Source organism: Bacillus bingmayongensis (assembly GCF_000299035.1).
GTDB lineage: Bacteria > Bacillota > Bacilli > Bacillales > Bacillaceae_G > Bacillus_A > Bacillus_A bingmayongensis.
The window spans coordinates 964,437-985,224 of sequence record NZ_JH921517.1 but is presented as its reverse complement, the minus strand read 5'-3'; the positions used below and the strand labels follow the sequence as shown (position 1 = coordinate 985,224).

The 20,788-nt window shown below is 34.6% G+C and carries 22 protein-coding genes; 8 read left to right on the top strand and 14 right to left on the bottom strand.

What is annotated here, in order from left to right:
- Positions 1-4 precede the first annotated feature (4 nt).
- Positions 5-415: a VOC family protein gene (locus tag Y7E_RS0112160; RefSeq protein ID WP_017151526.1), complete on the top strand. Its 411-nt coding sequence runs from the start codon at positions 5-7 to the stop codon at positions 413-415.
- A 525-nt stretch (positions 416-940) separates the two neighbouring features.
- Here the strand turns inward: Y7E_RS0112160 and Y7E_RS0112150 are convergent.
- A complete protein-coding gene (locus tag Y7E_RS0112150; RefSeq protein WP_017151524.1) occupies positions 941-1,852 on the bottom strand; it encodes a VanW family protein in 912 nt (303 codons plus the stop codon).
- Positions 1,853-2,230: 378 nt separating this feature from the next.
- Between Y7E_RS0112150 and Y7E_RS0112145 the strand changes: the two genes are divergently transcribed.
- The 4 genes from Y7E_RS0112145 (at position 2,231) to Y7E_RS0112130 (ending at position 4,899) form a co-directional block, all read left to right on the top strand.
- Positions 2,231-2,617, top strand: coding sequence for a hypothetical protein (locus Y7E_RS0112145; protein WP_193352114.1), 387 nt, complete (start codon positions 2,231-2,233; stop codon positions 2,615-2,617).
- Between the two features lie 163 nt (positions 2,618-2,780).
- Positions 2,781-3,860: a DUF3900 domain-containing protein gene (locus Y7E_RS0112140; RefSeq protein WP_017151522.1), complete on the top strand. Its 1,080-nt coding sequence runs from the start codon at positions 2,781-2,783 to the stop codon at positions 3,858-3,860.
- Between the two features lie 297 nt (positions 3,861-4,157).
- Positions 4,158-4,472, top strand: a complete 315-nt coding sequence (locus Y7E_RS0112135) for a hypothetical protein (protein ID WP_017151521.1) — start codon at positions 4,158-4,160, stop codon at positions 4,470-4,472.
- A 7-nt stretch (positions 4,473-4,479) separates the two neighbouring features.
- Positions 4,480-4,899, top strand: coding sequence for an Imm70 family immunity protein (locus tag Y7E_RS0112130; RefSeq protein WP_017151520.1), 420 nt, complete (start codon positions 4,480-4,482; stop codon positions 4,897-4,899).
- A gap of 917 nt (positions 4,900-5,816) precedes the next feature.
- On the opposite strand, the gene Y7E_RS0112115 is transcribed toward Y7E_RS0112130, so the two are convergent.
- The 7 genes from Y7E_RS0112115 to Y7E_RS0112085 all read right to left on the bottom strand — a co-directional run bounded on the left by Y7E_RS0112115 (position 5,817) and on the right by Y7E_RS0112085 (position 10,406).
- Positions 5,817-6,662 carry an exonuclease gene (locus tag Y7E_RS0112115; RefSeq protein WP_017151518.1) on the bottom strand — a complete coding sequence of 282 codons (846 nt, stop codon included), beginning with the start codon at positions 6,660-6,662 and terminating at the stop codon, positions 5,817-5,819.
- Between the two features lie 302 nt (positions 6,663-6,964).
- Positions 6,965-7,165, bottom strand: a complete 201-nt coding sequence (gene cspB, locus Y7E_RS0112110) for a cold shock-like protein CspB (protein ID WP_003198964.1) — start codon at positions 7,163-7,165, stop codon at positions 6,965-6,967.
- A 234-nt stretch (positions 7,166-7,399) separates the two neighbouring features.
- Positions 7,400-8,299: a hypothetical protein gene (locus tag Y7E_RS0112105; RefSeq protein WP_017151517.1), complete on the bottom strand. Its 900-nt coding sequence runs from the start codon at positions 8,297-8,299 to the stop codon at positions 7,400-7,402.
- Positions 8,300-8,315: 16 nt separating this feature from the next.
- Positions 8,316-8,759 carry a flavodoxin gene (locus Y7E_RS0112100; protein WP_017151516.1) on the bottom strand — a complete coding sequence of 148 codons (444 nt, stop codon included), beginning with the start codon at positions 8,757-8,759 and terminating at the stop codon, positions 8,316-8,318.
- A 206-nt stretch (positions 8,760-8,965) separates the two neighbouring features.
- On the bottom strand, positions 8,966-9,583 hold the full coding sequence (locus Y7E_RS0112095; RefSeq protein WP_016115669.1) for an acetate uptake transporter: 618 nt from the start codon (positions 9,581-9,583) through the stop codon (positions 8,966-8,968).
- A 68-nt stretch (positions 9,584-9,651) separates the two neighbouring features.
- Entirely contained in the window at positions 9,652-10,068 is a 417-nt protein-coding gene (locus tag Y7E_RS0112090; protein WP_017151515.1) for an NUDIX hydrolase, read from the bottom strand.
- A complete protein-coding gene (locus Y7E_RS0112085) occupies positions 10,065-10,406 on the bottom strand; it encodes an ASCH domain-containing protein (RefSeq protein WP_017151514.1) in 342 nt (113 codons plus the stop codon). Before Y7E_RS0112085 ends, Y7E_RS0112090 begins: the two co-directional genes overlap by 4 nt.
- Before the next feature lie 283 nt (positions 10,407-10,689).
- Here Y7E_RS0112085 and Y7E_RS0112080 point away from each other — a divergent pair, with 283 nt between their 5' ends.
- Positions 10,690-11,442: a (S)-benzoin forming benzil reductase gene (locus tag Y7E_RS0112080; RefSeq protein ID WP_017151513.1), complete on the top strand. Its 753-nt coding sequence runs from the start codon at positions 10,690-10,692 to the stop codon at positions 11,440-11,442.
- A 35-nt stretch (positions 11,443-11,477) separates the two neighbouring features.
- Here the strand turns inward: Y7E_RS0112080 and Y7E_RS0112075 are convergent, their stop codons facing one another.
- The 4 genes from Y7E_RS0112075 to Y7E_RS0112055 all read right to left on the bottom strand — a co-directional run bounded on the left by Y7E_RS0112075 (position 11,478) and on the right by Y7E_RS0112055 (position 16,304).
- Entirely contained in the window at positions 11,478-12,314 is an 837-nt protein-coding gene (locus Y7E_RS0112075; RefSeq protein ID WP_017151512.1) for a GNAT family N-acetyltransferase, read from the bottom strand.
- Between the two features lie 66 nt (positions 12,315-12,380).
- On the bottom strand, positions 12,381-13,889 hold the full coding sequence (gene argH, locus Y7E_RS0112070; protein ID WP_017151511.1) for an argininosuccinate lyase: 1,509 nt from the start codon (positions 13,887-13,889) through the stop codon (positions 12,381-12,383).
- Positions 13,890-14,142: 253 nt separating this feature from the next.
- A complete protein-coding gene (locus tag Y7E_RS0112060; RefSeq protein ID WP_017151509.1) occupies positions 14,143-15,252 on the bottom strand; it encodes a serine hydrolase in 1,110 nt (369 codons plus the stop codon).
- A 119-nt stretch (positions 15,253-15,371) separates the two neighbouring features.
- Entirely contained in the window at positions 15,372-16,304 is a 933-nt protein-coding gene (locus Y7E_RS0112055; RefSeq protein ID WP_017151508.1) for a nucleoside hydrolase, read from the bottom strand.
- Positions 16,305-16,554: 250 nt separating this feature from the next.
- Here Y7E_RS0112055 and Y7E_RS0112050 point away from each other — a divergent pair, with 250 nt between their 5' ends.
- Positions 16,555-17,070, top strand: a complete 516-nt coding sequence (locus Y7E_RS0112050; RefSeq protein WP_017151507.1) for a DoxX family membrane protein — start codon at positions 16,555-16,557, stop codon at positions 17,068-17,070.
- A gap of 182 nt (positions 17,071-17,252) precedes the next feature.
- Here the strand turns inward: Y7E_RS0112050 and panF are convergent, their stop codons facing one another.
- Positions 17,253-18,686 carry a sodium/pantothenate symporter gene (gene panF / locus Y7E_RS0112045; RefSeq protein ID WP_017151506.1) on the bottom strand — a complete coding sequence of 478 codons (1,434 nt, stop codon included), beginning with the start codon at positions 18,684-18,686 and terminating at the stop codon, positions 17,253-17,255.
- A 3-nt stretch (positions 18,687-18,689) separates the two neighbouring features.
- Positions 18,690-18,968 carry a YhdT family protein gene (locus Y7E_RS0112040; RefSeq protein ID WP_017151505.1) on the bottom strand — a complete coding sequence of 93 codons (279 nt, stop codon included), beginning with the start codon at positions 18,966-18,968 and terminating at the stop codon, positions 18,690-18,692.
- Between the two features lie 274 nt (positions 18,969-19,242).
- On the opposite strand from Y7E_RS0112040, the gene Y7E_RS0112035 reads away from it, so the two are divergent.
- Complete coding sequence (locus Y7E_RS0112035; protein WP_017151504.1) at positions 19,243-20,727, top strand: aldehyde dehydrogenase family protein; 1,485 nt, start codon at positions 19,243-19,245, stop codon at positions 20,725-20,727.
- The last annotated feature ends 61 nt before the right edge of the window (positions 20,728-20,788 follow it).

The following is a 20,788-nucleotide window of genomic DNA, read 5'->3' as shown; positions in this document are numbered from 1 at the left end:
ACAAATGAAACAACAAATTACTCCATACTTAACATTCAACGGAAATGCGAGAGAAGCACTTGAATACTATAAATCGGTATTTGAAGGAGAAATCCAAGGAATCCAAACTTTCGGTGATGCTGACTTCCCAACACCACCAGAAGTAGATAATCGCATTATGCACGCTCGTTTCAAGAAAGATGGTTTATTTTTCATGGTATCCGATGCATTTTTAGGTCAATCCGTTGAAGTTGGAAATCATATTTCATTAGCTCTTGAATTAGATAGTGAAGATGAAATCCAAAAAATTTACGATGCATTAATCGAAAAAGGAACTGTACTTATGGAATTACAAGATACATTCTGGGGAGCAAAATTTGCTAAAGTGAAAGATTGCTTTGACGTTATCTGGGATTTAAATTATACAAAAGCTTAAAGTGTTATTCATAGAAAAAAGGTGCTTTCTATACATAAGCACCTTTTTTCTATATATCATTTGTCTTCTTTATTCTTCTTCCTTCTATTAACATCTTTTAACGTTTTACTAAATGCCAAAATCAAAATGATGAATATTATTCCAGCAATCGCTACCGTTTCCAAAATAAATTGCACAGTTCTTCCTCCTCAAAGTTATGTCTATTACCTTTTATTACAACTTTTATCTATTCGGACAAACTCTCATTTGGCTTACTTGGCGTTTTCATATCAAATTATAGATGTCTGATTGTAAATATTCCTTTCAAACAACCTATTTACTTTAGTCTATGAAAAGAAGTTTTTTAATCAGCAGATAAATTCCCATTACTGATTTATATGTATACAAAAAGCCATTCCTTCTAGAAAAATACTAGAAAAAATGGCTCAAATAGTGATAACGCGAAACTGCTATTAGTGGTAGTTTTCCTCCCGTCACTAACAGCTAGTTGAAGTAATCAAGCTTTTACGAACGGCAACACTACTCTTATCTTGCTGCACGTACCTCAGCAACAAGCTTTCCACCCTCTATGCTCATATAAAGCTTCACAGGCACATCATTTGTATTTTCAAATACTAAATCTAAATACGGATATGCAATTGTAGCATCTCGGCCTTTCGGAACGTATCCTACTGTTTTGGAGTGTGTTGTTCTTTCTACCATTTTTAATCCAGCTTGATCGGCTGCATTATAAAGAGTAGAAGATGTTTGACATACTCCACCACCATAACCATCTACTAATTTCCCATCAACAATTTCTTTCCCTAACTGATACCCTTTATCTGGTGTTGTATCTCCGATTAACGCATTAAAAGAGAAACGATCTCCTTTTCCTAGTACTACACCACTAATGTTATTCGCAGACAAACGAATATTTTCAATTCTACCGCCTGTAGAACCACCTAAGTTCGTTTCATATCTCCCTAAAACTGCACCACTTCCACTTGCATCTGCTGGAGTCGCTACAGGTTTTTTCTCAACAATCGGCAATTGATATGAAGAATCCCACATTCCTACATTCATTAACTTATCTACTAGCTCTTTTTCCATTAACTCATAAGAAGGCTTACCTTCTTGCCATGTTCCATCACTTGCCATACGTGAAGGAACCATCTTTTGATCGATGCTTTTTCCAACTTCCTTAGCAACCTTCGTTACTTCTTTTTTAAATTTATTCTCATCTTCAAAATAACCTAAGTTTGCTAGATTCACATTTTTTACTTCTTTCCCACTTCTAGCATCAACTAAACTTACACTGTCACTGACGCCAGTCTTTGCTTCTACCGTATGCTCGCCTATGCCACTTACTAATGAAACCTCACTTACTTTTGTATTACAACCGCTCACTACACCTACACATAATACCCCTATTACTAAACTATGTACCTTACGTAACAATATACTCTCTCCTTTACTTACATCTTCTACTCTTTGTTTCCAATTTTATGTATGTATGATTACATGACTTTGCAATATAACTACAAAATATTACAATTTGATTTCCACTATATTAAAATTACTCTTTTCTTTAAGAAATGTCTACACATATTTACTTAAAAAACTTAAGTTTGTTAAGATTGTAATCTTTCTCTTATTTAACCAGTATATACCAAACAATAATTCAAAAACAATTTTAACACATTAATAATTTTGAATTTTTTAAAAAATAATCATCATTCATAAAAAACTTCACAAATCCTCTTAAATACGTTTGGTGAAGTCCCCTATTCAAAATAGGTATTTGCCGTGCCACCCATCCGCTCTTACACATACATTATGATGAATTCAACTAAATTTAGAGAACGGAGGATGTTTATGTATCCCTACAATTCATATATCCCCTACCCCCCTTATAATTATCAAGGGCAATATGACGAACAACCGCAATACCAACCATATATAGAACAAACTGAACAAATTGATCCCTATGATCCAAACAGACAATTTCAAATTCCAATTTCATTCCCAGGTGGTGGCGGCCGTCAGTTAGAAAGACGAGTAAATGAGCTAGAACAAAGAGTAAATCAATTAAACCGTCAAGTAAATCAACTTCAGCAGACAGTAGAACGTCATACACGTAGACTCAATCGATTAAATCAACGTTTACGTACTGTAGAGAATCGACTCAACATTCCATTTTCAGCACTTGAGGATGGATTTTAATTAGTAAAACAAAGAACTATATAAGGAAGGGGCTCTCCCCCTTCCTATATTCCGAATTAACAAATAGTAAGTCTTTGTTATTCGTTTTACTTTATTAAATTGACGAAAGTTTTCTCCATCTCTATACTGATAAGAGTCAATGAAATGAAACAAGGTGATAAATATGGATTTTGAAATAAATTTCCTCTCCTTCTATGTCGTACAAATAGAAGGAAAAGGTGAACAAGCAGATAAACGATATAAACATTTCCAAACGTTAGATGCTGAAGAATATGAAGATAGTTCCTTAAAAGAGTTCTTAGATGGTGAATTATTAAAAATATCTAAACGAAAAGTAGAACGTCATGCAAAAACCGAACAAGCCCCAACAAAAATCGGCCGATTTATTGTAGAAACTGGGCACGAATTCGATTCAAACCCGCATTATAATTTATTTAATCGCATCCGCTTTGCGGAAACGAAAGAGAATTTTAAAGATATGAGTGAACCTCTCGTTTATACATATATTGATACGAGTGCAGTACGTGGTGGTGTATTTTTAGTTGCCCAAGCAAAACTACGTAAATACTTTGACGATCCATTCGTATTCGTTATGAAGTGTGACTTCGAGCCAAAAGTTGCTTCCATTTCTGACGAAGCAACACTTATTCGTAATGTTGAAATGGCAATTACGACAAAAAATATGAAATCCATTCAATACCCATATATGCCAGAAGAAGGCATGGTAGAAGTAGGCGAATTAAAAATCCACCAAGCATCACATGCCCGCTACTTCGAAGACTTCTTAAAATTCGTAGAATACGAGCGTTCCATGCCCGAAATCATGAAAACACAAGTCATGGATATGGTATACGACCAAATCGAAGACGTCTTTGAAGAAGGAACAGAAGAACGTGAACAATTCGACCAAGCGATGGAAGTATGGGCTGCGAGTCCTAAACGTGAAATTATGGAACAGTTTTCAACGGAGGAAGTAATGGAAGCAACGGCCCAAATCGTCGAGCATGCTCCTGAAGTTGAATTGAAAGTAAAAGCAGATCATATTTCTGTGAAGGCCTTACTTGCGGATTTTGGAGACCAAATTCATATTGCGAAGGTTAATGACAGATATGTGCTCATGATAGAGGCAGATACACTTACGTTTGAAAAGGGATTCTCTCCGATTGAATTTTTGAAGCCGGATGAGCTGCAGGATGTGATTGAGCGGATTGAGAAAAAGTCCTCTAATCCGCATGATTATTAGGTTTATACCCTTTAGTGTAACACGTAAGTGACTCTTGAGGTGACGGATTAAGTGACGCTTTTACTAGTTATTTATATTCAATATTCCGTATAGAAATTAATATTTAATCGACAACGAACGGTTTCCCTGATTTTTATGAGCACTTTTTATAAGGTGCTCTTTTTATTTGTAATTACTTTAGGTGACACTTCAACAGTCACTTAAGATATATGGATACCAAAATCCCCTAATTTATTTACTATTATATCGCTGACCAATCGAATGTCTGACTACTTCCTTCTATATTATGATGACCAAGTGGCTTTCAAAGATGGAGATGAAGTATCTAAGAACACAAAAGGTAGTACTAGACCTGATTTTCATATAGAAGGTCATAGTGTAGAACTAAAAAATTATGATATATCTACCAAATCAAAAAGAACTAATTTAGTGAATGTAATTGTTAAACAACTAAATTACAGAGATCTCCACTTACCTCAAGGAACAAGACAGACTGTTATTATTGACACAAGGGGGCAAATTGTTACTAATGAAATTTTGATGGAAATAAAGGCGGGAATAAGTAAAAAAGCTAATACCTTACCTGAAATAAAATTTATTAAAAAGGACTGATGAAAAAATGACAGTAGGATTTTCTGTAGACATGTTTTTCTATGAGGCAGGACACCCTGACTTTTTACACAGCTTTTTCTCAACAGTGTCATACCACTGTGAGCCTGATGGTTGGGGAACTAAATACCCTTTATTAATGAAGGACCTATATTTTGAAAAATTAAAATGTGGGAATGTGCCTGAGGCATTAAAAAATGTGGAAGAAATTAGAGAAAAATTGAGCAAAATCCCTCCATCAGAGGTAATATGGGATATTGAGGATATAACAAAAAAACCACCTTATGGAGATAAAATTCCTGCTAAAATAACTAGCTTAGCAAACTATCATACTATTCAAGGAACGTCTTTTTTAGATTTACTAAAAAATGCATTAAAGGAATCAGAGGAATGTAAAATGGATGTAACGATTGAAAAGGTTGGGAGATAAATTTGGCAACAAAATTCAAAACAGGTCTTTATAATATAAATTAGATTCAACAAAATTTGTCAGAATAGAATATTATCATAATAGAAATCACTTCAAAAGAGGTGATTTTTATTTTTGTCTAAAAACGAGGAGTTCAATTTGCTCGGTATTTTAAAAGTAAGTTATAATAAAAATATAGAAAAATGGATAAATAAAATACATGTTAATGGTAAAAATAAAAAGTCCTTCTCACATGAGAAGGGCTTTTGTTATTTTACCTCAATTATATCAATAAATTTAAAGATATTTTTATAATAAATAACATCAATACATATAACAGTTATATAACTCATAAGTAAATGACCAGCTTCGTGTTATATCGATATTTACATTATCTAAAAGCATTTGATATTAAATAGTAGAATTTTAAATAAGAGAGATCAGGGCTAATTACTCATAAAGGCCCGATTAATGAGGGATAATAACCAATGGAAAATGTCACACTGATTAAAGTTTTACTTTATTATTTAAAATGGACCGATATTGTTCGATCTTAAGTAAAAACTAAAAAAAGTACCGAGAATAAAAAAAGAGGAATTAACAAGAAAGGAATGTTTTTTTCTCATCTTCACAACATGCAAAAACTTTCTGTTCGTAAATATGATCATTGGAAAAAGAATACCACCTATTATCAAAGTGATAACTAAGCCCATAACGATACCCACCCATTCTTCTCCTACCATATCTGAGCAACCATTAAATAGACAGTTAATTGAATAAACAGTTATTAACACCCCTAAAAGAACATACTCAAAAAGAAAACCAAAAATAAAATTTAGAAGCACACTTATTACTAAGTACAATTTTTTCATCTATTCACCTCAAAAAAATACGTATATATATTCATTTACACGACCATTTTTAACTTTTCACTCTGACTACTCATCATTCATTTTGTTATTCATTTCCTCTAACACTCGCAATTGCCGCTCACCTTTCTTTACAGCAATAGTAAAGTAATTTTGTAAAAGCAATATTGTATTATTGTCAATATAATATCGTTCCGTTATATTTTCCCATGTCTTGCTATTTTGAAAATCATTCCAAGTAAATTGAATGTGTTCTTTTTTCTTTAATTCTTTAAATACCCATCTCTTCATTTTCTTTTTTGCTTTTTCAGTTAATACACCATTCTTTGCAAGTACGAGCTCTTCATTTCTTTTATATCGCTTATAAATATCCTTTTCCTTGGATACTTTAAGAAAGATATTTACGGTGTTTTTAGCGTCTGCAAAAGCACGGTGCTGTTTCCCTTCCCACTCTAAAGCAAATTGTTCCACCGCAAATTTCAAACTTGGTGTATGTATAAATAATTGCTCATATGCTTGAAATACAAATTTTTGTAAATCGAATTTTCTCTCACTCTCTATATTAGGGCATTCTATATTATGTAGTTGGCAATCTTGCGCGAGAAATTTATAGTCCTCCTTTCCCCATGTTATAAATATATAATCATCTCCAGCAAATTGAAGGAATCGCTTCATTACCATCGGAAACTTTTCTACCTCTTTTAGATCTTTCTTTGTAATTCCTGTTAATTTTGTTGTATGGCGGGTTAGAGGTGCGGTAGGTTTAACAAGTGAAGAAAATCGTCCTATAATCTGCATTGTACTTGCTTCTACCTTGATTGCTCCAATATCAACCACTTCCAATGGATCTTGCGATTTATATGGCCGAAAATTCCGTTCAACATCAAATACAATATAATATTTAGGTTCATTCAAGTCACATACCTCTTCCTTATCTAATTATATTCTTAATTATAGAGTCCCCACTGTGCAAACACACAAAACAAAATTTATAAAAAGATTTTGAGTATCTCGTTTTATTTTTTGAATATTAAGATAAAAAACAAAAAAATTTTTTTGTACATAAAGCGAAACTTTAATCAGTGGGGTTTTTCTTGATCCCCCACCTAACCTCTTTGCTTTCGCTGAATTTTGAGGTGAGGGTCTTATTGCCCGCTAATAGCGGGATAAAAAAACAAAAAAAAGGAGAAGGGCAAGCCCTTCTCCTTTTAATTCAATTACTTCTTAACTACGTTAGTAGCTTGTGGTCCACGGTTACCTTGTTCTACTTCGAAAGTAACTTCTTGACCTTCTTCTAAAGTTTTGAATCCTTCGCCTTGGATAGCTGAGAAATGAACGAATACGTCTTCTCCGCCTTCAACTTCGATGAATCCGAAACCTTTTTCTGAGTTAAACCATTTTACTTTACCGTTTTGCATGAAAAAATCCTCCTACAATGTACCTATATGTACATATTCATTTTCGACCACTTTACAACAATAATAAAGACATTAAAAAACTGCAACCGCAGAGGAGATTTAACATTGCTATCCTCCTCTGAAGTTACAGCTCATTTAAATCTCTATATTATTAAAAGTAAAATGGTTTACAATCACTATATCATATCAATATAATAAAAGTAAAGCTGAATTTCCTATTTTTTTTTGTACATCTTACACAACGCTTTTCTCCCAGTGCATCACTTTCGATTCCCCAGACCCTGCTACAACATAATCTTCCCTTTCATTGACAATGCGCCATCCATGTCCTTTAATTGATCCACACGCCGTTATTATACCTTCCTCTAAAAACACTCGGAAAATCGTTCCTATTCCAGCTTTATTTTTAGTTGAAGTTGTGTACAATACTTGTTGATCAACACTTAAGTCTAAATAGCTGCTTTCTTTTTGTTCACTTTGACAAATTTTCCAATTTAGCTTTTTATGTTTAATAACCTCGTCTATCACACAAAAAGAAATGTTGCCACTTGTACCTCTGCACGAACCGCTTGCCGCTACTAAATAGGAGTTATGTAATGCCAAAGCGGAAATCATCTGATTTGTTGTCACTTTAATTCTTTTCAGCTTACGTCTTCGCAAGTCAAAAAGCCAAACACCACCATATTTAGAATGAATCTTTGTGCCAATAAATAAGAAATGTTTGAATAAAAATAACGAACGAATCGATGGTGCGTCAATGCTGTAACAATGAAATGGACGAATGGTTTCCCATGTAGTACCGAAGTTATTTGAAACATATACCGTTTTATCACCATGTGCAATAACTTTTCCATGTTCATTACTGCATACATTCCAACTCGTTGCTTTTGTTGGAAATCTTTTGACACTCCAGTTCTCCCCGCCATCCATACTACGAACAAAAATCCCTTCGTCACCCACGCCGTAAATCATTTTTCCATTACTACATAAATCTCGTATTCGTTTTTGAAACCCTGTTAATACTTGTTTCCATTCGCCACTTTGTGCCATAAATAGACCATCATATGTAGTTGCCAATATAAGCTTCCCATCTTCTAATTTCGTTACGGCAGTTGCACTTAACATTGTTTCCACGATGACACTCCCATTCTTAAAACTTTTCGGCAAATGCGATTGCAAAGTTACTGCATTTCTCGATATCTTCTTCCTCTTCTGGAGCTAACTCAATTTTTAAGCCTTCTTGTACAAGTTCTGCACCACATTCTACAAGACGTTCTTCAAAAATTGTTACTGCTTCACAAAATTGCTCATAAGCCGTATCACCAGATCCAAATACAGCAACTTTTTTTCCAGCTAAATCTATACCTTCTAAATCATCATGGAAATCTTCTGCTTCAAACGGCAGCTCTCCATCTCCCCACGTATAAGATCCCAAAATGATACCATCATATTCTAATAGTTCTTCTGCGTCCATTCCTTCCATTTCCTTTAATTCCACTTCATGATTAAATGCATCCAAACTCACTTTAATTAAATCAGCAATACTTTCTGTATTTCCTGACATACTTGCAAATGCTATTAAAATTTTCGCCATGTCGACATCCCCCTTTATAATTGATTCTCATTCTCATTATATTAATAATGAGAATCAATTTCAATTATATTTTTGGTTTTTCTCCTTACTACATGTAATAAAGTGAAACTTCCATCACCAATCGGGCTTTGTACAATCAAAAACTCAGCTATTTATTTATAAAAAAAGCACGAATGACTATTCTCGTCATTCGTGCTTTCCTATTCTTATTTTTTAAAAATGCCAAATGGCTTTCCTACTGGTAATACAACTTTTCCAAAATGTGTATTTAATACAGCAGCTGCTGAACCATAGAAAGATAGTAATGAAATACATAGTTCAGAATACGCTGCTAAGTTATGCATAGCATGCGGCATAACACCTAAAGTACTAAATGAAAGACCAATAAATAAGAAATCAATAAGTACAAAAATCATAAATAATACTTTATGTGTTTCCATTGCTCCAATTGTCATAAAAATCGTAAAGATTAAATATCCAATGAAGGCTACCCCAAGTTGTTTCGGATCTACAGCTTGTGCTAATTTTTCACCGAATACACCTAGTTGAATCAACCATGATGTTCCAACGCCTAGCCAAAATAGACCATATGCACCAAATGCAGTTGTACCGAACGTATTATTATGCTTTGCATCGTGAACGCAAGCAAAAAGTTGTGCAAATCCTCCTAAAAAGATCGCCCATGGTAATACAAATGAAACGCCATCAGTTAATCCTAATTTTTGTGATGATGCTACAAGTGTTACCATTGCTAATCCAAATAGACCAATTCCAGATGGATCCGCTGTTGTCATTTTTACATGATGTGTAGTTTGATTACTCATAAAAACCTCCTGATTTTGAACACATACCTGAATACAATACTCAAATCAAAAGGTTATGTCAATGGTTTTTATTGTATGTTGTCAGGCTTCATATTTTCGTAACAATGAACGATATATTCTGCCACTTTATAAGGTTTTATATTTACATTTAATAACTCTTTCATAGGAACCCATACTGGAACATATTGTCCTCTGTCAGCCTTCTTAAATTCTTCTGCCTTACCGCTACCAAAAACCCCATCTATAATACGAGCTTTGTAGAAGAACTGCGAGCCATTATATTCATACTTTATAAAAAGCTTTTGAATTTCAACATGTACTCCTAGTTCTTCATAAACTTCACGTATCGTTGCCTCTTCAGGAGTTTCGCCCTCTTCAATTCCTCCACCTGGAAATACAAAATACACTTCATTTTCTCGAATACGCTTTATAAGAGCAATTTTATCCTCCTGTATAATAATAGCTGCACCACGATTTTGACTCATGCTATTACTTCAATCCCAATAGCAATTGTTCCCCACTTTTGTTCTTGTTCTTTCGTATATATTTCATATGTACTTGCTAGCATTTCTTCTAAACTCCAGTTTGCACAGTCCAGCAACTCTTTATCAATGTCCTTATACATTTCTTGAAATGTTTTATAACATTTCAACTTCGTTACCTTTACACAAATTGTTTCTTTTGTTGTTAGATTTGTAAATTCAATTTCATCTTCTTTTTGTATACTCTGACGCTTCTTATCATATAAGCGTACTTCAAATACCTTTTTTCCAGATTGAATAGATTGAAACGGTTCAGTATATAAGCTCATTTTATGTTTCATTTCCTCACCACCTTGGTTTATTTTAACATGAGAACCTACGACTCTTTTTTCATTTGTTATAGAAAATCTAGCAAGACTTATTCAATATCGTTTTCAAAAGAAGGATTACCATCACTTCTTTCCAATCAAGTCGAAAAACTTCTCCAAGTATGTACAAAACATTCATGAATTCTCCATTAAGGAGATTTATTTCTTTATATGAAATGCTCTATACGATAACATGTAGATAAAACACCGTATCGACACCACTTATTATATTTAATATGGGAGGAGTTTTAAAGAAATGCGCTACGTCATTGTAACAGGTACTTCACAAGGATTAGGAGAAGCAATCGCTACACAATTACTAGAGGAAGATACACGACTCATTTGTATTTCTAGAAGACAAAATGAACATCTCATTGAAAAAGCAAAACAAAAAGATATTCCTTTAACATTTCACTCAATCGATCTCCAAGATGTACATAATCTAGAAAATCATTTCGAAACGATCTTTTCATCCATTGAAGAAGAAAACGTATCGTCTATCCATTTGATTAATAATGCCGGTACCCTTGCACCAATGAAACCCATTGAAAAATCAGAAAGTGAGTTTTTAATTGCAAATGTACAAATTAATTTAATTGCACCGATGATTCTTACTTCTTCGTTTATGAAACATACAAAAGATTGGAAAGTAGACAAACGTATTATTAACATTTCTTCAGGAGCTGGTCAAAAACCATACTTTGGATGGGGAGCATATTGTACAACGAAAGCTGGCGTGAACATGTTTACACAATGTGTAGCTACAGAGGAAACTGAGAAAGAATATCCAGTAAAAACAATTGCCTTTGCCCCAGGTGTTGTTGATACAAATATGCAACAGCAAATCCGTCAAACAAAAAAAGAAGACTTTACAAACTTAGAGCGCTTTATCACTTTAAAGGAAGAAGGAAAATTACTTTCTCCTGAATATGTCGCTAAAGCTGTTGTTCATCTATTAGAAACTGAGGACTTTGAACAAGGTGGCATCATTCGTATTGATGAAAAATAATTTCATAGCAAAAGGCTCGCATATAAGCGAGCCTTTTATTTTATCGGTTCTAAAAATATTAATACAGATTCCATTATTGGTTCATATCCTATCTCTTGATAAATTTTATTCGACGTTGGGTTTGCTAAATCCGTATATAAAGTAGTTGTTTTATAGCCTAAGTCTAACATGCGCTGACTGAGAGCAGCTACACAATTAGAAGCGTACCCTTTTTTACGTTCTTCTTTCGGCGTATATACAAAATTGACTGTAACATTACTCTTAGTCGGTCTTGTTATGGCAGCTAACGAAACTAATCTCCCATCTACTTCCCATCCAAACAAGCGATTTGTACTTACTAATGTGTTTGCAATTCGCTTTGCTTTTTCTTCTGTAGTAGGCAAATGAACACCTTCACAAAATTGGTACACCCACTTTTCAATTAATGCTAGTTCACCACTATTTACTTGACGGAAAAAGCCATGTTCATCCCATTTCTTCTTTACTTTTTTTAGTTCATATACACCTTGCTTCATATGGATAGAAAGCTTCTTTTGTTCTAGTTGTGCAATCTCTTTAGCTAATTGTGTTACAACTCTCTTTTCACCAATCAATCCAGGAATATTAGGATATACCTTTGTTAATTGTTTTGCTATTTCCACTATAATTTCTTGTGAAACCTCAGCCTTAGCAACGATCATTTGCTTCTCCTCAGTTTGTAAAAATATAAGGGCAATTTTTTCATTTTGCTTTGCTACTGCCATAAACAACGGATTCTCCGTAGACTGTAACACCCCTAATAATAAATTATTTTCTTGTTCATTCATTTCTAAAATAGGACTGACTTCTTTCTTAAAATGAGAAACATCTTCATATACCTGTAATTGAATCATCGACAATCTCTTCCTTCTATTTATATTTAAATAGAATATTGGCGACTAATTCATAAAATCCTGCTTTTACGATTCAACAATATTTAAAACACGCATTATTAATTCTTTTTCAACTTGTGAGATCCGTTGTTTTTCCCTTTCAAACTTAATTTCTTCTTTCTTAAAAAACTCTTTCCTCTTTTCAATCATACGCATCATTTCTTTTTTACTTGGCCCACCATATACAGTCCGTTTTTCAACAAACGCTTCTGGTGATATAATGTCTTTCCATTCTTTTTCTGAAAGTATTATATTAAAGTTTTCTTGTAAGTACATATTTACTTCTGTGAACTTTAGTTCATGCAACTCTTTTTTCTGCTGTATAGACATCGTTGCGATATCACTTGCAGCACGATGAGCACGCCGGAAAGGAATATTATAATTTTTTGTTAATACGTCTGCAAAATCTGTTATTGTAATCGCATGTTTAAATGAGCGATTTCTTAAAATTTCATCTTCCACCTTCATTGTTCGAATCACTGCATTCATCATACAAAAAACACGAATTGCTTTTTCGATTCCCCCATATAAATACGGCTGTAAATCATCTTCTGTATCAACAATGTCTCCAAACGGTGTATTATGAATCATTTGAAATACAGTAAAAGCTTCTCCAAGTGCACTGCTAGCGAGAGCACGAGCGTGTTCAATTGAAACAGGATTCCGTTTTTGTGGCATTATACTGCTGATTTGTACATAAGGATTTGCAACAGCAATCCCATTGTATTCTTTTGTTGCTAGTAGTAAGAAATCATGGAGCCATCTACTCATATTTGTCATCGTCATCATAAGCAAGGAACTGACGTCCAGTAAATAATCAGCACCTGCGACCGCATCATATGAATTCTCAATAACATTTGAAAAACCAAGTAACTGAGCAACTCTCTGTCTGTTAATAGGAAAACTTGTTGTAGAAAGAGCTGCCGCACCCATTGGCGAGTAATTCACAAGATAATAGGTCTTCCAAATGCGTTCTAAATCTCTTTGCATCACATCATAGACAGCTAACATATAATGACCAAATGCTGTTGGTTGAGCAGGCTGCGTATGTGTATAAGCAGGCATAATTGTTTCCATATGTTCATCAGCAAGTTGTAATATACTTTCTTGTAGTAAGATAAAATGCTCCATAAAACGTAGTAGGTAACGACGTAAACTCATCCTATACATTGTCACTCCCATATCATTTCGGCTTCTGCCAATATGCATATTGCTTACCAGATCATCATTCGCTTCTTTGACAATTAAATGTTCAATTAAAAAAAAGAGATCTTCATGTTCCTTCTCATACAATAATTGACTCTTTGGAATTTGTGCTACTTTCTCTAACGCTGTTAAAATAACTTTTGCATCTTCTTGTTTCATTAATTTTTGTTCACTAAGCATGATAATATGAGCACGATGAATCATAAACATCTCTTGCAATAAGTAATCTCGCTGAAATTGGAACACATGCTGTAACACACAATTCACATAGGTTTCCCCAGGGAAATCAGCGCCTTCACCCTTTATAAATTCTTCCTTATTTTGTTTCATCACCTTTTCCCCTTTCGCCCAGTTGTTTACTAATCATCATACCCTGAGCTTCTGAAAAGGTGCTTGTATAAAGTGAAACTTTAATCAGTGGAGTTTTCTTCATTCCTACTGATTATCAGCCCTCACCAATCGGGCTTTTACGGGCAGTTTATCTCCCACCTCTCTTCTTTGCTTCCATCGAATTTTGAAGTGGGAGTATTACTGCCCGCAAATAGCGGGATAAAAATAAAACCCGATGCTTCACGCATCAGGTTTATTTAATAACAGTTGCATCATATTTTTCACTTTGTAGCACCTGGAAATGTAAATTCCGCAAGTGCTTACGAAGCTCTGCACTATCATCTTCATCCAATTGGTTTGCTAAAAACACGATTTCTGTACAATTCCCAAGTTTATCAGTAGCATAAACAGCTTTTGTTAACGTCCATGGTGTATAACCATTTTTTTGCCCTGCATGTCTGAATGTCTTACGATACTTCTTTGCTTTCATGTCCGTTTCAACGAGATTTGCCCACTCTTTTTCTTCAGCTATTGTAAATCCTGTTTTATGGTTCGCTTTTTCCAAAAGCACCATATAATCATTCGCGGATGCAGCTGGCAACTTATCTGACCACATTTTTTCATATTTTTCTTCTAAATAGAGTGGAATTTCTTTTTGTAATAATGGTCCTTTTTCTTTTAACCCTTCATGTATTAACATAGCATAGCGACGATATTCTTCTGCAGACATTTCTTTTAGCTTTTTCTCTAATTTGTTTTTTGGAACATGCAATTCCTTATGCAAATATCCCGGAATGTATAGAGCAGAAACGATAGGAAATAACGGTTGATGTGAAGGAAGTGATAAATTTTGTAAATTTTGATTAATATGATCTAGTCCAAGTCGATCCATTAAATATTCTGTATTTGCATTTGAACTAAACTTCACCATTCCTTTCGCAACTTCTTCTAAAGAAACTGCATTTTCATCCATTTTTCCAGTTCTTATTAAATACTTTTGCCAACGATTCTGCGCACCACCATCTGTATTTGGAACATAATAACGATTTACATCATCAATTGACACATAACTATTTGGATCAATTCTTCCGTCTACAACTTGTTTCGTAAATTCAAATGCGACAATTAATTTCATCGTGCTGGCAACTGGTAACACAACATTTGGATTTACAGAATAAACAACTTTATCATTTCTTTTTATAAGTAAGGCACTATTTTTTTCATCTTTATGTTCTTCAACAAATGAAGCAATATATTCAGCATCATCATTATTAGAACTCCAAACTTTTTTCACTAAAAAGTTACCGGATATAAGCACTATGAATACACTAATGATTCCCGCACATATTATAACTTTTCTCAAGTGAATTCCCTCTCCTAATTTATATCTTTTATCTATCATATACAGTTATAAACAAAACAATAGAGACGATTATCTAAATAATCGTCTCTATCATTGTAACTTGCACTCTCCTATTATGTCTATGTCATAATTCGAACAAAGTTTTCAACAAACTTCTTATTATTTAATTTCCATCCAATTCTCACCCAATTTTTAAGAGCTGTTGCATCAGGTTGCGGCCGGAAATCAGCAATACTTTCGCCCTTTGCACTCCCTTCTAAGTCCACATCTACTTTCCGGTATACATATTCAATAATAGACGGATTCACAACTGCCATCATCGTAACAACATCATGAATGGGACTTCCAGTAATTTTCGGATTTATTTTCTTATATGCTTTATAATAATACTTAAAAATAGGGTCAATTAATTCCCTAAATTTTGTTTTTGAATGTTTCGTTATATATTGAACAGTTTCTGGTGTAATAATCGCATCCTTTGTAACATTGAGTGGAATTAGTGTCAAATTCTTTGCGTAGTGTGTCACAACATTTGCAGCGAGTGCATCACCATGAAAATTCGCCTCTGCTACAGACGTAACATTCCCTGGGACAAGAAAGGCACCACCCATACTATAATACTCTTTTACATCTTTCATTATATCTCTTCCTAATATGAATGCCGTTGCTAAACTTGTCGATCTCCCTGCATCAACAATAATAATTTCTTTTTTGTAACGCTTAATAATGTCAAAGATTGTGCAAAACGATTTAATATTTGGTTGAATGGTTTTTGGAGGGCGAATTGGCCCTAAACCTTCCGCTCCATGAATTTCAGGATAATATGTTGTAAATTCACCTGACAACGGCATTTTCGCTCCATTTATAATCGGTATATCTTCTCTACCTGCTAGTTGCAGTAAATACGCAGCATTGCTCGTTGCTTGTTCTTGTGTTACATTTCCATATCCAGTTACAATCCCAACAATTTCAATCTCAGGATGCAACAGCCCGTACATAATGGCTAAAGAATCATCAATACCAGGATCCCCTAAAAAAAGCACCTTTTTCATGGCACTCCCCCCATTCCTTCACCTCTTATTATGGTATAAACGAAAATACATGTTAGCTATTTTTCAGAGCATAAACACCCCAAATAATAATTACGCATTATTCGCACACTGCTTTTTGAACAAATAATGAATTATTCAAAAAAATCATTCGATGGAACCATTTGTTCAAACTTCGTTCATTGTGATTCGATTCACAAAAATACATAATAAACTTGTAAATACATTTTATTATGTATCGGAGGAATTTATTATGTTTATTGATTTTTTACGTAATGACAAAAAAGCATTATTTATTCTATTACCTCTTCGCTTATATTTAGGGTATGCCTGGTTATCTGCTGGATTAGGGAAGCTTTTCGGCCAGCCATTTAACGCAAGTGGATTTTTAAAAGGTGCCATTGCGAAAGCGAGTGGAGATCATCCAGCTGTACAAGGTTGGTGGGCTGATTTTCTACAACATTTTGCTCTTCCACATGCTGATTTATTTAGCTTTCTCGTACAATGGGGAGAAATTTTAGTCGGGCTTGGGCTTCTTTTTGGAGGGCTTACTAAAACTGCTGCATTTTTCGGGGTTATCATGAACACTGCTTTTCTATTAAGTGGAACAGTGAGTACGAATCCAAATATGATGCTATTATCTATACTTATTTTAGTAGCAGGCCATAATGCCGGACGCGTCGGTTTAGACGGATTTGTTTTTCAAAAACTTTTCCATAAAAACAAAACTAACTGTCCAACCTATCCTACACGTAAATTTGCATCATAAATAGATTTTTTATTATAAAAAGTAGAGCTCTTATTGAAATCTATTAGAGCTCTACTTTTTATATAACAAATTTATTTGGTTAGAGCATAAACTCTTCTACTCTAATCCAAACATCTTTTTCAATCATTGATTAAAAACTATTGAACATATCTAATTTGTATATTTTATTCAAATCTATATCTTTACGCTACTTTATTTGACGTTAGTATACTACCTATTATATACGCAATGAAAGCAAAACAAATTGGAAACACGACTGTATGCAGATCAAACGGTTTTGGGAAACAAAGGTGAAATATCATATAAGAACCAACACCAACGAAAATTGAAGCGAGTGCACCAGTTGCATTTCCCTTCTTCCAATATAGTCCTAAAACAATAGGCCAAATAAATGCTGCTTCTAATCCACCAAAAGAAAATAAATTTAACCAAATCAAGAAATCCGGTGGTTTGATAGCTGCTGCATACACGAGTAAACCGACGATTCCAGTAATCCACAAGCTTCCTTTCTTGATAATCGTGTCCGTAGCCTTTTCATTGATATAGTTCACATATATATCTTTAATGATTGATGAACTCACAAGTAATAATAGTGAGTTTACAGTAGACATAATGGCCGCCATTGGTGCAGCGAGAAAGATCCCCGCAAGCCAAGGTGGTAATACTTCCATCGCAAGAAGTGGCATCACTTTGTCAGGTACATTTATGCCTGGAAGTACTACACGAGCAAACACACCCGTTAAGTGCATACCAATCATAATTGTACCGACAACAATTGTTCCGATAATTAACGCTTGATGCATTGCTTTTGAATTTTTATAAGACATCGCGCGCACGCTAATTTGTGGTAATCCAACAACACCAACACCAATTAATATCCAAAATGACGTCACATACGTTTTCGTTAAACTACCATCCGCTCCAAACGGTGTAATTAAATTGGGATTAATTTGAACGAGTTCTTGCATGATCTTTTCAATTCCACCACCAGCAATCACCGTTGCAATTAAAATAATTGTCGTACCCGCCAACATAATAATGCCGAGTAATGTGTCAGATAAAGCAACTGCTCGAAATCCACCAATTAAAACATATACCAGTACAGAAAATGTAAAAAGAAATAAAGACGTTGTATACGAAAGACCTGTTAATGATTCAATTAACCTTCCGCCTCCAACCCACTGGGCAACTGTTGCTGAAAATAAAAAGATAATAATACATAATGCTGAAAGAATGACCACTGCTTTATGATTGTATCTTCCCTTTAAATAATCAATAAGCGTAATTGCTTCCATCTTTCTTGCAATGATCGCAAACTTTTTACCAATTACTGTCAAGACAATATAACCCGTTACAACCTGGATCGCTGACAATAATACCCATCCAAGCCCCATATTATATGCAATACCAGGTCCACCGATAAAACTACTCGCACTACCGTACGTAGCAATCATTGTCATAGCTAATAATAGACCGCCAAGCTCACGGCCTCCAAGAAAGTATTCTTGTAAAAATTTATTATGAGCCGTCGCTTGTACACGCCTTGATGCATATACACCAATTAAAAATACAATGATAAAAGAAATTATCATTGGAATTATTACGTACCAATTCATTTATCATTCCTCACTTTTTTCTTCCTCATCGAGCGAAATATCTTGAAATACAAAACGTACAACTAAAATAAGAAGGATAACCATTACAACAAATCCAACTATACAGCTATAAAAAAACCATGCCGGAAAACCTAATACATATGTATACTCACTTGGATCCTTACTACCAAGCCCATAGGCAAATCCATACCATATTATAAAATTAATAAAAGCGAGTCCAAGACCAATTAACGCTTCTCTATGGGCAATTCGAAAACGTGGATCATCATGATGATTCTTCATTTTTCCCCTCCTCTCACGAGGTATAATTGTACCATTGTTTTTCTAGTTTTTCCTACTAGAAAACAAAAACGCACAGGAATTTTTATAATCATGTAGAATGCAGTTATTTATTACATAATTTTTACAATTGTAACGCAATTGAAATTTGAATTTTCAGTCTTTGTTATTTATGATTAAAATTAGAGGTCTTTCACCTAGTTTCTTTACAACCCTGTTACAGGAATAAACGCCGTCTCGTACTGCGTTTACATTATATTTTCAAGGGGGTTATACAATGAGTCAACTAGCTGTAAATCTTCATGAAAAAGTAGAGAAGTTTCTGCAAGGAACAAAAAAATTATATGTAAATGGAGCGTTCATCGAAAGCGCTTCCGGTAAGACGTTTAAAACTCCTAACCCAGCAACTGGTGAAACACTTGCTATCGTTTCCGAAGCTGGTCGCGAAGATATTCATAAAGCAGTAATGGCTGCAAGACAAGCCTTCGATGAAGGTCCTTGGTCACGTATTAGCGGCGCTGAACGAAGCCGTCTTATGTACAAACTTGCAGATTTAATGGAAGAGCATAAAGAAGAACTAGCACAACTAGAAACATTAGACAACGGAAAACCAATCCGTGAAACGTTAGCAGCAGACATTCCGCTTGCAATTGAACATATGCGTTATTACGCTGGCTGGGCTACAAAAATTGTCGGTCAAACAATCCCAGTCTCCGGTGAATATTTTAACTATACACGCCATGAAGCTGTTGGTGTTGTTGGTCAAATTATTCCATGGAACTTCCCTCTTCTAATGGCAATGTGGAAAATGGGTGCTGCTCTTGCAACTGGTTGTACAATCGTGTTGAAGCCAGCAGAACAAACACCTCTTTCCGCTCTATACTTAGCTGAATTATTTGAAGAAGCTGGATTCCCAAAAGGTGTTGTTAACATCGTACCAGGATTCGGTGAAACAGCTGGACAAGCTCTCGTCAATCATCCTCTCGTTGATAAAATTGCATTTACAGGTTCGACCCCTGTTGGTAAACAAATTATGAGACAAGCATCTGAAACATTGAAACGCGTTACGCTAGAACTTGGCGGTAAATCACCAAATATTATCCTACCAGATGCTGATTTATCTCGTGCAATTCCAGCAGCCCTTTCTGGCGTTATGTTTAACCAAGGCCAAGTATGCTGTGCTGGGTCACGTTTATTTATTCCAAAGAAAATGTATGATAACGTTATGGCTGACCTTGTTCTTTACTCAAAGAAATTAACTCAAGGTGCAGGCCTAGATCCTCAAACTACAATTGGACCTCTTGTTTCTGAAGAACAACAAAAACGTGTAATGGGATACATCGAAAAAGGAATTGAAGAAGGTGCGGAAGTACTTTGTGGTGGAAATAAACCGTTTGAAGAAGGGTATTTCGTTGCCCCAACAGTATTCGCAGATGTAAATGATGAAATGACAATTGCCAAAGAAGAAATTTTCGGTCCTGTTATCTCCGCGTTGCCGTTTAATGATATTGATGAAGTAATTGAACGTGCAAACAAATCATCTTTTGGTTTAGCTGCTGGGGTATGGACAGAAAATGTAAAAAATGCTCACTATATTGCAAGTAAAGTACGAGCTGGTACAGTGTGGGTAAACTGTTATAACGTATTTGATGCCGCTTCTCCATTTGGTGGATTTAAGCAATCTGGTCTTGGTCGTGAAATGGGATCCTATGCATTAAACAACTATACAGAAGTGAAGAGTGTTTGGGTGAACCTGAACTAACTAAAAGAGCCTGGCTTTTGAAGTCAGGCTCTTTCCACATTTTAAAGATTAAAGTAGCAAT